Here is a 14,125-nt window from a genome sequence, read left to right as displayed (position 1 = left end):
CAAAGATATATAAGAAGTAGAAGGACACCTACCATTGCTGAAATCCTCATTATTTGTTATACTAATGGAGCTTTCGAGTAGCGTTTTATTTGTTCTAGACGAGTATGTACTTGCTAACAAAAGACGTGGATTTTTATCCAGGTCTTTTTGTTTTTTTATATTCAAGTGTAGTTAGGGTATTTTTGCCTATCCGCTAGAAAAAAAGGAAAATAAGAAAATTCAAGATTGTCTTATTCTCCTGCAGTACTTTTATTGAAGCATTTTATGGGATTATTTCGGATTTAGAGAGTAACTTTCTCAATACCAATATTTATAATTTCTTGTAAAATAAAAGATACTAACATTTCATAGTAGCTTTTATAACTTTCTCCCAAACACCACAGGCCCCTACTTGTGGTGTTTATTTTTATATCAAAAAGAGAAGCGATGTTATGATACTACGGGTCACACGGCTGGAATAGATGGTACGTTAAGGAATCTTTCTATATAAAAAAATGTATTTTATTAATCTATTTCTATAATATTTTTTATGGAACAAGGATAGAACATTGTGAAAATACATGTATCGAATTAAATTTTTTCAGGGTTTCTTTTACGTTTAGGGCACTATAATTTCCTAAATATAAATGATTTTCTCTATATTTAGATGTTAGAATTATTATTGTATAGGTATTATAATTGATATAAAATACAAAAAAGTATAGAGTATAACTCTTTTCAATTTTTGAGTTTTAATAAGAAGATAAAGTGTAGGGGAGGATTGGTATATTGAACCAATTATTATTTGGAGGCTCTAAACAATTACTACAAGAAATCGATCGGAAAATGGGCATACTTGAGTCTATTCTTCAGCATATTTCTGGTTATGTGGTTGCCGAAATAGCATATGAGATTCATCAAATGCTTTTAGAAGTAACACAATTGTTACTTATGTTGGAACAAGACCATAGGATGATAGTACTCGTAAAAGGATTAAGTCTACAACTACTAACTATTCAGGAACAGTACAATCAAATAATGGGTGTAGATTAAAAAGAGCACTTCTGATGGAATCATTAATTTTTAAGGTTTTTTGAGTGCTGTGTTTCATTTTACAAGATAACGCGAAAAAAGGGTTCACTACTAGAGCACTCCAAATACAGACAACCTATATTATTGTATTCTACATTGCGAATCATTTCAAACCGAACCGTCTGGTTTGAAATGAGATTGGGATATTTTTACATGGATTGTGGAGGATGTATAGCAACGAAATAAAACTACTTAACAAGCATTAGTAAACATTATTCGCGCATAAAAAGGAAGATTTTCTGAATTGAAGAATCTTCCTTTTTACAAATACATATGTAAGTACTATTTATAGATGCCGTTACGAATTCCAATGGTTTGTATATAACCTTTTTATTGTGTCGAATAGTCATGTACTATCCCTACCTCCTTCAGTATTGTTTTTCATATCCGCTAATGTTAGGTTTGTGGGAACATTGTTATCTGATTCTACAAATTTACCACAGTGGGCTATTACTCGTGTGGTATGCATAAAAAACGGTCGGGATATCGAAGATAAGCGCTATATTTTAGAACAATAGAAGTTAGATAGCTCATTGAATAAAGTGTCTAGCTGCCCTGTCACGCGTATTTATTTAAGTTTTGCAATAGAATCATGTTTTCCATATGTTAGAACACGCCAAATTTTTTCAAAAGGCCCTTGCTGAAATTTTTGCAACCAAATAAAACTAAAAATCGTGAGTATGGTAAACACAATGCAGACGAGAACCAGACTTTGTATAAGTGTATATCCGTTTGTCCAACCTAACATTGAACTACCCCCACTTTCACTTCGTTTAGAAGAGGGGGATTCCTAAGTAAAGAGTTCTATCGAACTCTAATTTATTAGGCTATCTCCACAGTCCTTGCGGTTAGAAGCCTTATCGCTTCATTCTTTAGATTGATACTTGCGTTAATATCCCTATCATGGTTTGTAAGGCAAGAAGGGCAGTCCCATTTACGTAGGTTTAGATTTTTAACGTCTTTGTTTTGATATCCACAACAAGAACATAATTGGCTTGAAGCAAATGTTTTCGATACAACAATGACTTGTTTGCCGTACCATTTTGCTTTGTATTCCAACATAGTTCGAAACTGAGACCATGATACCTCACTAATTGCTTTTGCTAACTTATGATTCTTTAACATATTTGATACTTGCAAATCCTCTATACCGATAACATCGTGGTTTTTGATGATTTCAGTCGAGATTTTGTCCAAGTAATCTTTTCTAGCATTCGTCATGTATTCATGAATTCTAGCTACTTTTACTCGTTGTTTATTCCAGCGAGAAGATCCTTTCATTCTTCTAGAAAGAACACGCTGTGCTTTTGTCAACTTCTCTTCTAATGATCGAAAAAACTTCGGATTTTCATAGGTTGTTCCATCTGACAAAATGGCGAAATCTTTTAGTCCCACATCCATTCCAATGTAAGAGTTTGTTTTCGGAAGTTCTTGCACTTCTGTTTCAACTAACAATGACACAAAGTATCTGCCAGAAAGGTTCCGTCTAACTGTAGCATTTAAAATACGTCCTGTTACTTCACGACTTTTGGCAAATCGAACAAGACCTAGTTTTGGCAATTTTATTTTGTTTCCTACAATGGCAATGTTTTCATTTGTTTGTTTTGTGGTATAAGATTGTACGTTGTTCTTCTTAGATTTGAAACGCGGGGCATTGTTTTGTTTTTTGAAAAGGCGTGTATAAGCATCCGCAAGGTTGCGAACAGACGACTGAATCGCGATACTATCCACTTCTTTTAGCCAAACAAACTCTTTCTTCATGGCAGGGAGTTTGGCAGAGCATGTACCATATGTCAAACCTTTCCCTGTTTCTTTGTATGCATTATCCCATAGAGATAGGAAATGATTGAATACAAAACGAGAACAGCCAATCGTTTTATTGATTAGGGTTGCTTGTGCTTTATTTGGATAGATACGAAATTTATATGCTTTATTAATCATCATTCATTTCACCTCCATTTCGGTATGTTTCTATTATACAACAAACATGTGTTCGATAGGTAGTGAAGTAACAGTTTATGTATGTCGAACAATTAAGATGGCTTCCTGCCATCCCTTGTCCGAAGCCAATTCATCTCCCACCTACTAACTTCGCGTTCCTTGAGGAAGGAGTCTTCTTGGCTAAAATGATAAAATAAGAATTTTGAGAAGTACAGCATGCCCTATATAGGCGGTTAATGATATCCGTCCTACATAACTAAGTGGTTTATATAAATACACTAAATAATTTTTATTATATAAAAGAATTATGGAAGATATATATATAATTGATAAGGGATAGGATGTTATATAACTTATCCCCTGAAAGGGCATATTGTATCCTATATCTGGATTGATATAAACCATCCATAGTCCCACTAATACTAATAATAAACTCAGAAAAAATGAAATCCTATGAATGCGTTTAATTATATTCTTTTTGTGTGATAATTGCTGAAAAAGACCTATCTTACCTACATATAGCCCTAGCAAAAACATCGTAACAATTACTAAAATATAATAAATAAAAAATTGTATAATCATAAAAACGGCACTGAAATCTTTAATTAATGGATTTCGAAATACCATGGTTTCAATTATAAATATCATATTACAGGATGCTAATATTCCAGCGATGATCAGAATAATTCTAGGCTGTAGTTTAAAAAAAGGTAACAAGATAAACCCTAATAAACCATATATAATTAAAATAGGGGTTATTTGAGGGAAAATTAATATTGGTATAATTCCTATTGGGAGTAAAGTAATTAATCGTCTTGAAAAAAGATAATAACTGCGTAATCCACGTTGTTGAGCGTGCGAAACAAATATGTGAGATCCAATACCAAATAAAAATGAATAAATGGAAACAAATTTAAAGTGAATAAACAAATTGTTAAAAACAGATAAATCGAAATCTAAAGAATAAATCGGATATTTTTGCCCTTGTGTTCCACCAGAAGCGTGTGCAATTAATATTCCAAGTAAAGCAAAATCACGAATTATATCAAGAGAGAGTATTCGTGAAGAGGTAGGTTTTGTATGATGCATTTTTAATTCTTCCTTTACAATATTTTAAGTGTTAAACGGGCTGTTTATAATAATACGGTGTATTTTCTGTGGTATTTGATTGTATAATTTTTTATATCTCATCATTTTTGTGTAAATAAAAAATTATGTTTTTAAGAAATAGAACCATAATATATTATAGATTTTGTAAGTTTGTTGGATTATACATAGATTTTATTGGAAAGTTCTGAATCTGTACCTTAGAATAATTTATAAAAATTAAGCTAAAACGGGAAAACATACTATAATTGATTCTAATATAAATAATAAACAAAGACAAAAACAGACATAGATTCCTATAGGAACAAGCCCAAAAATAGAACCGGTTTTTGTATGGTGTAAAAAGGTAACACGCAACCCCAAAAAAGCAAGTTGTTTCGTAGAGTCTTTATTCTCCCTAGATACACTCCTTTTTGTTGTGCAAAAAAATTCTGGCGGAGTTTTTGTGTTAATCTCTAAATTTAAACACTACAAAGTGTACGTTTTTTCATGAAGAGTATCCAACCGCACTTTCATCCCATGCCTAAAGGCGATGGAACTTCTCGTTCGGAGCGGACTGTAATTTTTTTTGCATCAATTAAATATTAGATCTATTTCATGTTTTAAAAGTTCAAAAAATGATACAGAACTTATGAACTATAAACCATAAATGGTTTGAAAACTCCCTCGTTTTTTCAGAATGTTGCTGTCCTTTCTCTTATATAAGGGAGGGAAAGAAGGTGACTCCTATGATGGAATATTTACTATCTTTGCTACAGGGTTTGTTAAGAGTCTTTGTAACAATCCTTGCGACTGGTTTTGGAAATAAACTAGTTAGCAATATAAGCAAACAACGTAAAAAGACCATCCGTGCTGTCGGAAGCAAAAGGATAGTCTTGAGAAAAAGAAATAATCTTAACGCAACTAATTACCTTACGGCAACAGTTACTTAGAAGAGATGTTAGCGCATCTCTTCTTTTATTTTATGTGTTCTAGGAAATACTTATATCTTAAATTGATACTTATATCATCTTCAAAATCAATTACAAATCCCGCTGTAGGATAAAATAAAGGGATTTGTAGGTTAATAATTGTAAACAACGATACACCGTTGTACAAGAAATCTTTAATGTTTGCGCAATATCTTTAATGAGGGTTTTCTTAGACACGTGTATTTGTATTATTTGTTGCTCTTTTGTTCCTAATTTTTTCAGGTCTTCCACCAAAACGTCTCCGAGCCCTTGCAGTACATTCTCCCGCCTCGGTCTGTTCACAAATGAGATCACTTCCGAATTTTGTAAAATAAGCGAATAAGTGAAATTACAATAAAGAAAATACACTACATATAATCGCAATATATATTATTTTTTAATAAAAATTTTATCTTTTTGATACAGTATAAAAATAAAGTTTAAAACATGCAAAGGAGTATTGTGGTTTGAAAAAATTAATATTATTAGTATCTAGTTTGAGTATAGCATTAGTTGGGTGTGGCTTAAAAAAGAAAGATGAAGGAAACAAAAGTACACAGGGTTCAATGATTTCACTATCAAATGATAGTTACAAAATACATATTCCATTTGAGAAAGGTGCGGCGAATGGATTAGTTACTGTAAGTAAAAATAACAAAATAAATCTACTGAATAGAGATGCATTTGAAATAGGATTAACACGTGTAGCAAGTCAATTTTTCAATCCAAAAAAGTATATATTTCAAAATGGGAAGACTTTAGAAAGAAATACATTAGAATCCTTACTATTAAGAAAACGAACAGAAAAGCAACAAGAGGATTTGTTGAGGGAGTTAGGGAGAAAAATTCCTAATACTGGACTTAATCCATTGATACCAGATGGGACAGAACATGATGAAGAAGAAAATAAAAAAAATCCTGAGTATATTGCTGGAATTTTGGAACAAAATTATGTTTTACAGAAAGATCAACATAATGAATTAGGTGGCATAGTTGTTGGACTTGTGATGAATTCGGTTCATTATTTTAAGGAAGAACATGACTATCAGAGGGAGGTCCCAATCAATGAAAAGAAAGTAATATCTGAGGGAAAGAAAATGGCAAATGACATTCTAAAAATAATACATCAAAAGAGTAAAACAAAAAATCTTCCTATAATCTTTGTTATTTATCAACAAGGAGCGCAAAGCGCTCTCATACCAGGTTCAATTTTAACGTATGGAAAAGTCGATAAAGGGAAAGTAGAAATTACAGATTGGGAAAATATAAATGAAAGATATGCCTTATTTCCGTCTAAAGATGCATTATCAAATCATCGAGGCGATTCGATGATGTTATCTAATTTTACTGAAAAGATTCATACATATTTCCCAGAAGGTATTATTGTGATAGGAAAGGGTTTCTATATAGATGGGGCACTCAATGATTTACAAATAGACATATTAACAAACCTTATAGGAACAGTGGAATTAATCGGTTTTACTCAATATATTGCCGATCTTGTTATGGAGAAAATCCCCGATTATTTTCCAGTACATATAAAAATTAAGACGTCTAATCAAATTAAATCTCTTATTGAGCGCAATAAAAGGGGAACTACACCGATTGTTAAAATTTTAGATTAGAAAAATTCAATTGAAAAACTCAGCGATTTGACACTCCCATGGCTAAAGCCGCAAGTTTTAGACCTTACGGTGTAACGGATGGGATTTCTGAATGACGAAACGTTCGCAGTCCATTTCTATTTTGAACAGCCTTCAAGGTGAAGGTGTGCCATCACCCCAATGATAGTGCGGTGTGTCTCAAATCCGCATGGACACTTATATTTTCTATCTCGTACCTTTTGGATCTGTTTGACTTGTACTTTAACAATTCGAAATTACGATTATATGTGTCGGTTAATCAGGCACGAACTTTTAAACGTGTTGACTTCTTTCGGTTTTTTAGTAGCGCTCTGTATCCAACCTCACTTTCAGTCCATGCCTAAAGGCAATGGGCTTTTTTTTCGGAAAGAACTGTAAGAATCATACTATATACAATTGAATTGGAAATCCAATCTTTTATTTCGCAATAGACCCACTACAATTCCAAGAAGAAATTAAACACTTACATGAGCATACGAAATCTAGTTCGATTCTTCCTCATATACAAGGCGTTTATTTGAAAAGAAACATAGAGACCTTAAGTTTTTATCACGATTATGAATGTAAACAAAAAGTAGTTCAAATGACCGCAGATGACGTGATCGGTCAGGAAAAATTTTTATAAGGGCCGTTCCATTTTTTGTGGTAGAGAAGGAAAAATAAACAGATGATAGAAAAGTGGTAGATTTAGCTGTGAGAGGCATACGACATGGAACAAACGATTGGATGAGAAACCATCTCCCTGTATCAAACACATCATTCCATCTTTTTTAGAGAATGAATTAAGAGGTTACGTATTCTGAAAGGTCTTATTTGTCTCTTTCAAAAGACAAATAAGACCAATAAATACGACGGTATATGTGATAAGATGTTCAGGAAGCGATGACTTATCTGTCTTCTTTTTACCAACATACAAAAAAAGACCTTGGCAATAACAAAGGTCTTTTTTTGTATCGAATCTCCTTTTCCCCTTATCCACAACAAAGACAAGAACAGCAGGGATTTCCTCCTTTCAAAGGCAAAAATACTCGACATACATTCATAGGACCGCATGCTAATGGAAGAAATCAGTATTTCGAAATCAATTTTCCAAGTGCGGTGAAAAATCAAATGATTACAGATGCAAACAGTATCTTTTCTATAAAAGTAAAAAAAGAGTAACTATTTGACACTCCCACCCCTAAAGGGGCAAGCTGACTAACGTCAGTGGGATTCTTGCTACCAAAACTGATCCATAAAGAAACTTCATGAAAATGGAATGCGGAATGTTCGAAAATAAAAAACAAATCATAAAATGCGTTTATTAGAATGTATTTTACACTTCACGGCAGGGTTACGCCTTCTACCCCTTAGAATCTATTCCTACAGGGGTATCTTACATTTTTGTAAGGATTATGTAAGGGAAACAGATAGTAATTTATAGGAATGAATAGTATTTTAAAATAAAACAATTAGAGGAGAGTAAAAACGATGTTAAAAAAAAATAAAAGAATATTATATGCATGTATAGTCGGTATAAGTATGGTATCGTCATTAACGATACCGGTAGGCATTTCAGCAGAGACAACTGTGAATCAACAGTGTCATTCTACAACACTATTGAATTTTAAACCCGAATGTAAAGCAGAAGCGACAGATTGGGGAAAAGAATTCTTTGACCTTTGGAATAAACTTACCCCACAAGCAGAAAAAAATGCCGTAAGAGACTATACAGGAGGGGGATATTATCCTATTAATGAATATCTTCGTTCTAATTATTTTGATGTTCTAGATCAAGAAAAAACAGAGAAGAATATTACCCAGATAGATCGTGCTTTTTCGAGAGTGAGACTACATGATGATATGATAGTTTATCGCCGAGTAAGTGAAAGTGCATTTGGATTACCAGCAAACTCCTTAGTGAAACTTGATTTAAAAGAGGATGATCCAGTTAATAGTACTTCAAAGATAAATACGGAAAGCTTTGAACACTTTAAAGAGAGGTTTCAAGGAAAATATAAAAAAGATCCAGCGTATATGAGTACCAGTATTGTTAAAGACGCAGCAAAAACATTTAGTTTACTGCCTATTTTGATGAAAATCCATGTTCCTAAAGGGGTACCTGCTATATATGTAGATTTATTAAGTAAGGTTCCTGGGGAAATGGAATTACTATTACCAAGAAATAGAACGTATAAGGTTACAAATATATCACCAGTAATTGAAAAAGACAAAGAATATGTAATGCTAGATGTTGAAATTTTAGATATAGAATCTAATTATCGAAATAAACGTTCTACTGATATTATATATGAAGATAACCTACCGTCATTATCAAAATAAATACAGCTATTTAGGGTTCTGGTGCAAATAAAGGATACATTCCAAAAAAATAATGAGGATTCCTACTAGAATCTTTTTGACGCTGTCAATTTTTTCAGCTTTAATATTTAATACTTGTCTAGAAAGATTTTCAACAAAATACTTTTTCATAGATTTTTGAATGTACATAGTATTGAAGGTCTCATGTGGATTGTCAACGACATAATTTTTCCACTCGAAGTGCATTATAATGAGTACCAGTATTAGTCATCTAGCTAGAATTAGTTGTTTTGCTGTCTTCAATTCTATGTCCATACAAGATGAGATATGAAAAATCATATAAAAGTAGATGGACAGATTCTTCGAAATAATAAAAAATGGTCCCAATTAAAACAAAAGCAAAAAAATCTAATTGCAGGCTGGTTACATTCGGAATAGCGGTTTTTATCGCAAGATTTCATGAAGAAGATATACTAGAATCAACACATACACTGGAGAAGATTGCTATGAATCGAGATTAAATTTGTAAAAAAAGATGCGATGCAAAAGCGGGGGAAAATGAGTCAAGACCTAGCATTCCGTATGTCATATGAGGCGAGATAAAAGGCTCGTATCGATGAAACTTCTAATATAAGTAACAGAGAGAAAAAAGGACGAGAAGAAGGTATTCAAAAAGGAAAAATTCAACTAATCCAGGGCATGTATATCCAAGATATTGCGAAGTTTACGAATAGGGATATATCGGGAATACGCCATATTGTAGATAATTAAAGTGTACATAAGTATAAATTGTATTGTTAGAATGAAAAATAATAAAATTTTAGCTATATCATAAAGTCTAATTTTTAGATATTAATTATAACATCTAAATAAAATAATTTTATTCCTCCATTTCCGGGTATCCATGATTTTCATAATTAATCATGGATACCCGCTTTTTTGTACGAAGAGGCAGCAGTGGTTACACTGTCGTTTCGTATTTGGACCCCATTCGCCTCTATTTCCAATTTTTATATTGTATACAAAGACTCCAGTACATATATCCTAAGTTCATAAAGGAGGTGTGTAAATGACTAGAAAAAACAATTCAAAGCCATGGTTGCACTGGATGAAAGAAGATATTGCCCGTGAATTAGGCGTTACACTGGGTGCAAATGCTACAGCTCATGCCAATGGCGCAGTTGGCGGTGAAATCACAAAGCGTTCCGTGGCCATAAGCTTGCAACACTTATCTAGGGTTTCACCGACTCAAACAAATATAAGTATGGAAAAAATTCAAAGAGAACTTATATACATCTGCGATACAACTTACATTCGTGATTTAGTGGAAATTTTAGCTCGTACAACGATTATATGATGGGTTCATCAATATGAACCAGAATTAAATAAGCGTATTCGGCAACATTTGAGATCAACTAAGGATTCTTGACTAGTGGATGAAACATACATCACAATCAAGGCTGAAAAAAATGGATTTATATCGCACAATTGATTTGTATTTAAGCTGTAAACGAGATGAGAAGGTTGCCAAGTATTTTCTAAAGAAGCTTGGCTTTTTTTATTCCGCAAACGTTTGTTCAATAAACTACTTATCCCAACATCACCTTTCCCCAGATTTGTTTGATTTATTGTATTCACGAACCTAATGCATGATGGTTATAGGCTGAATTGACACACTATATTTTTTAAGAATACAAATATACCATGATAACTAATAAGATTTAAAGCTCTTATACACTCAGAATCATTGGATTTTTTGGAGGGAAACATACCAAATAAAGTGGGTTGATTTTTTGTTTAGGGATATAACAAGGATTAAAATAAAATTTGATTGTTTCTATCGTTATATTACAAATGATGTCTAAATAAATGTAAACTACGGTTACCAATAATAGTGATGGGCGTTATGGAATTTAAAAACAAGGTATAAATCATTTGATATTTACAGTGTTGGTAGCGCCTGTAACGAGATGATAGGGATGACCAGAATATAAAAATATAAGATAAAATACATTTTTTATTCAAAGGAGTTGACGCAATACATGAATGTATTTCGAAAAAAATCAATTTCAACATTATTAGCACAGTCCAGTATCAAAGAAGAATCTTTAAAAAAAGAACTTGGTGCATTCGATCTTACTATGTTAGGAATTGGAGCTATTATTGGGACTGGAATCTTTGTTCTTACCGGTGTTGTCGCAGCAGAACACGCAGGTCCGGCACTTATTTTATCGTTTCTTTTATCTGGATTAGCCTGTGTATTTGCGGCATTATGTTACGCTGAATTTGCATCAACTGTACCCGTATCCGGTAGTGCCTATACCTATAGCTATACAACGTTTGGAGAATTAATTGCTTGGATTTTAGGATGGGATTTAATTTTAGAATATGGATTAGCTTCTTCAGCTGTTGCATCTGGTTGGTCTGGATATTTTCAAGGGCTATTAAATGGATTTGGCATTATACTGCCTACTTCTTTAACAAGCGCATATAATCCTGCAGTAGGAACATATGTAGATTTACCGGCTATTTGTATCATTTTTTTAATGACATTTTTATTAACGATAGGGGTAAAAAAATCAGCTCGATTTAATGCTCTTATGGTAACAATTAAGCTTTTAGTTATCGCACTTTTTATCGGTGTGGGAGTTTTTTACGTAAAGCCTGAAAATTGGACACCATTTATGCCATTTGGTTTCTCTGGTGTAACTACTGGGGCTGCAACCGTATTCTTTGCTTATATTGGGTTTGATGCTGTATCAACAGCTGCTGAGGAAGTCAAAAATCCACAGCGCAACATGCCAATCGGTATCATTGCTTCTTTAACAATTTGTACCATTTTATATATTGTTGTTTCGTTAATATTAACTGGAATTGTGCCTTACAATCAATTAGATGTAAAAAATCCTGTAGCATTTGCTCTACAATACATTCAACAAGATTGGATTGCTGGTTTTATTTCTGTAGGAGCAATTGCGGGGATTACAACCGTATTACTCGTTATGTTATATGGACAAACACGCTTGTTTTACTCAATTAGCCGTGATGGTTTACTACCAAAAGTACTTTCTACTATACATCCTAAAACAAAAACACCCGTTCACAATAGTTGGATCACCGCTACTATGGTCGCAATCTTTGCTGGTTTCATTCCTTTAAATGAATTAGCAGAATTAACGAATATCGGTACGTTATTTGCATTTATTATTGTATCCATTGGAATTATTATTTTACGCAAAAAACAACCTCAATTACCACGTGCTTTTCGCGTACCCTTGGTACCGTGGGTTCCGATTTTAGCTGTTTTATTTTGTGGATACCTAGCTCTACAACTACCTACCATCACATGGATTGGTTTTGTTATATGGCTTTTAATAGGGCTTGTTGTTTATTTTAGTTACGGTTATACAAATAGTAAGTTACACACGCAACAAAAACGTGATGAGGTATAAGTTAGTTTAGAAAGATATATTTTATCGCTCAAACAGAAAAGGACACTATTTTTCGAGTACAGTATGTTCCTAGTTATTCATTTCATGCGTTTTTCACTCATAATTTAGATACGGAGGCATTTCATTATGCATATTGGGATACCAACAGAAATAAAAAATAACGAAAGCCGTGTGGCAATGACGCCAGCGGGAATAGTACATTTAGTACAAAATGGTCATGAAGTTTTTGTTCAAAAAGGAGCAGGTTTAGGATCTGGTTTTACGGATGAAGAATACGTACAAGCTGGTGCGAAACTGGTAGAAACTGCTGAAGAAGCATGGAATCAAGATATGGTTATGAAGGTAAAAGAGCCAGTAGCAAGTGAATACGGCTATTTCCGTGAAGGTTTAATTTTATTCACATACTTACACTTAGCTCCAGAACCAGAATTAACGAAAGCATTAATCGATAACAAAGTTGCATCAATTGCATACGAAACAGTACAATTAGACAATCGTTCTTTACCATTACTTGCACCTATGAGTGAAGTAGCTGGTCGTATGTCTGCACAAATCGGTGCACAATTCCTTGAGAAAAACAAAGGCGGTAAAGGTATTTTACTTGCAGGCGTTCCAGGGGTAAAACGCGGCAAAGTAACAATCATTGGCGGTGGTCAAGCTGGTACAAACGCAGCTAAGATTGCAGTAGGTTTAGGTGCAGATGTAACAATCATTGACTTAAGTGCAGAACGTCTTCGTCAATTAGATGATATTTTCGGTAACCAAGTAAAAACATTAATGTCTAATCCATACAACATTGCAGAAGCTGTTAAAGAATCTGACCTTGTTATTGGAGCAGTACTAATTCCAGGTGCAAAAGCGCCAAAACTTGTAACAGAAGAAATGATTCAATCAATGGAACCAGGTTCTGTTGTCGTAGATATCGCGATTGACCAAGGTGGTATTTTCGAAACAACTGACCGTATTACAACTCATGACAACCCAATTTACGAAAAACATGGCGTTGTTCACTATGCCGTTGCTAATATGCCAGGTGCGGTTCCACGTACATCAACTCTTGCATTAACAAATGTAACAGTACCATATGCTGTACAAATTGCGAACAAAGGCTATAAAGATGCTTGCCTAGGCAACACTGCATTATTAAAAGGTATTAACACATTAGATGGATATGTAACATTCGAAGCAGTTGCAGAAGCTCACGGTATAGAATATAAAGACGCAACCAACTTATTAAGCAGCAGGGGCTAAGTGCTATTGCACAGTTAAAAATAATTTTAGATTTCTTGTCCACCCCTTCAAAAGGGATATTAAGGATTTATTCCCTAAAAGGAAATGTCTCTGAAACAGTCTATTCTACTCGATTCAGGGACATTTCAAATCCTGTAACATTAGATGAAATATCTCCCGAAAATCGAAAAATATCATGTTCTGTCACAATTTTTTTGTTCTTCCTTTTTCATCTTTCCCTTTTGACACTCCCACGGCTAAAGCTGCAAGTTCTACACCTTACGGTGTAACGGATGGGATTCCTAACTAAACGTTGGTAGGCTTTCTCGTTCGGGAAGGGCTGTAATAAGACATGCTTTGTATCAACTTATAATACATTAATTTTTCTGTAAGGTTTTTCCATTGAATCTACGTTGAAACCGTATACAGT

At 33.5% G+C, this 14,125-nt stretch carries 9 protein-coding genes and 5 pseudogenes; 11 read left to right on the top strand and 3 right to left on the bottom strand.

The features are described from left to right. The first annotated feature begins 768 nt into the window (after positions 1 to 768). Positions 769 to 1,032: a hypothetical protein gene (locus MHH55_RS32275; protein WP_078187687.1), complete on the top strand. Its 264-nt coding sequence runs from the start codon at positions 769 to 771 to the stop codon at positions 1,030 to 1,032. Positions 1,033 to 1,639: 607 nt separating this feature from the next. Here MHH55_RS32275 and MHH55_RS32270 read toward each other — a convergent pair. From MHH55_RS32270 to MHH55_RS32260, 3 genes are all read right to left on the bottom strand, one after another. After that, entirely contained in the window at positions 1,640 to 1,819 is a 180-nt protein-coding gene (locus tag MHH55_RS32270) for a DUF418 domain-containing protein (RefSeq protein ID WP_139362525.1), read from the bottom strand. Positions 1,820 to 1,893: 74 nt separating this feature from the next. Further along, a complete protein-coding gene (gene tnpB / locus MHH55_RS32265; protein WP_340882145.1) occupies positions 1,894 to 3,015 on the bottom strand; it encodes an IS200/IS605 family element RNA-guided endonuclease TnpB in 1,122 nt (373 codons plus the stop codon). Between the two features lie 177 nt (positions 3,016 to 3,192). After that, positions 3,193 to 4,101 carry a DUF418 domain-containing protein gene (locus tag MHH55_RS32260; protein WP_078187522.1) on the bottom strand — a complete coding sequence of 303 codons (909 nt, stop codon included), beginning with the start codon at positions 4,099 to 4,101 and terminating at the stop codon, positions 3,193 to 3,195. A gap of 1,435 nt (positions 4,102 to 5,536) precedes the next feature. Here MHH55_RS32260 and MHH55_RS32255 point away from each other — a divergent pair. The 10 genes and pseudogenes from MHH55_RS32255 (at position 5,537) to ald (ending at position 13,716) form a co-directional block, all read left to right on the top strand. After that, positions 5,537 to 6,694: a CamS family sex pheromone protein gene (locus tag MHH55_RS32255; protein WP_078187520.1), complete on the top strand. Its 1,158-nt coding sequence runs from the start codon at positions 5,537 to 5,539 to the stop codon at positions 6,692 to 6,694. Positions 6,695 to 7,104: 410 nt separating this feature from the next. Beyond that, positions 7,105 to 7,337 (top strand): annotated as a pseudogene (locus tag MHH55_RS32250) (helix-turn-helix domain-containing protein); the annotation flags it as partial. A gap of 257 nt (positions 7,338 to 7,594) precedes the next feature. Beyond that, positions 7,595 to 7,873: a hypothetical protein gene (locus MHH55_RS32245; RefSeq protein WP_078187519.1), complete on the top strand. Its 279-nt coding sequence runs from the start codon at positions 7,595 to 7,597 to the stop codon at positions 7,871 to 7,873. Between the two features lie 309 nt (positions 7,874 to 8,182). Next, positions 8,183 to 9,034, top strand: a complete 852-nt coding sequence (locus MHH55_RS32240; RefSeq protein ID WP_078187518.1) for an ADP-ribosyltransferase — start codon at positions 8,183 to 8,185, stop codon at positions 9,032 to 9,034. 306 nt (positions 9,035 to 9,340) lie between these two features. Beyond that, a pseudogene (locus MHH55_RS32235) lies at positions 9,341 to 9,448 on the top strand (transposase); the annotation flags it as partial. A gap of 47 nt (positions 9,449 to 9,495) precedes the next feature. Beyond that, positions 9,496 to 9,784, top strand: a pseudogene (locus MHH55_RS36605) (Rpn family recombination-promoting nuclease/putative transposase); the annotation flags it as partial. A gap of 298 nt (positions 9,785 to 10,082) precedes the next feature. Then, positions 10,083 to 10,223, top strand: a pseudogene (locus tag MHH55_RS32230) (small, acid-soluble spore protein, alpha/beta type); the annotation flags it as partial. Between the two features lie 83 nt (positions 10,224 to 10,306). Beyond that, positions 10,307 to 10,560, top strand: a pseudogene (locus MHH55_RS32225) (IS6 family transposase); the annotation flags it as partial. A gap of 495 nt (positions 10,561 to 11,055) precedes the next feature. Continuing rightward, on the top strand, positions 11,056 to 12,465 hold the full coding sequence (locus MHH55_RS32220; protein WP_078187515.1) for an amino acid permease: 1,410 nt from the start codon (positions 11,056 to 11,058) through the stop codon (positions 12,463 to 12,465). A 126-nt stretch (positions 12,466 to 12,591) separates the two neighbouring features. Continuing rightward, the gene (gene ald, locus MHH55_RS32215; RefSeq protein WP_078187514.1) at positions 12,592 to 13,716 is read left to right on the top strand and encodes an alanine dehydrogenase; all 1,125 of its coding nucleotides are present in this window, start codon (positions 12,592 to 12,594) and stop codon (positions 13,714 to 13,716) included. Positions 13,717 to 14,125 lie beyond the last annotated feature (409 nt).

It is taken from the genome of Bacillus sp. FSL K6-2944 (assembly GCF_038005385.1).
GTDB lineage: Bacteria > Bacillota > Bacilli > Bacillales > Bacillaceae_G > Bacillus_A > Bacillus_A cereus.
Note: the sequence above shows the minus strand (reverse complement) of the source record. Positions and strands in the feature narration are given on the sequence as shown.

Coding starts and splice junctions, on each gene's coding strand:
- MHH55_RS32270 (WP_139362525.1), bottom strand. CDS start 1,819: ATGTTAGGTTGGACAAACGGATATACACTTATACAAAGTCTGGTTCTC.
- tnpB (WP_340882145.1), bottom strand. CDS start 3,015: ATGATGATTAATAAAGCATATAAATTTCGTATCTATCCAAATAAAGCA.
- MHH55_RS32260 (WP_078187522.1), bottom strand. CDS start 4,101: ATGCATCATACAAAACCTACCTCTTCACGAATACTCTCTCTTGATATA.
- MHH55_RS32245 (WP_078187519.1), top strand. CDS start 7,595: ATGACTTATCTGTCTTCTTTTTACCAACATACAAAAAAAGACCTTGGC.
- MHH55_RS32240 (WP_078187518.1), top strand. CDS start 8,183: ATGTTAAAAAAAAATAAAAGAATATTATATGCATGTATAGTCGGTATA.
- MHH55_RS32220 (WP_078187515.1), top strand. CDS start 11,056: ATGAATGTATTTCGAAAAAAATCAATTTCAACATTATTAGCACAGTCC.
- ald (WP_078187514.1), top strand. CDS start 12,592: ATGCATATTGGGATACCAACAGAAATAAAAAATAACGAAAGCCGTGTG.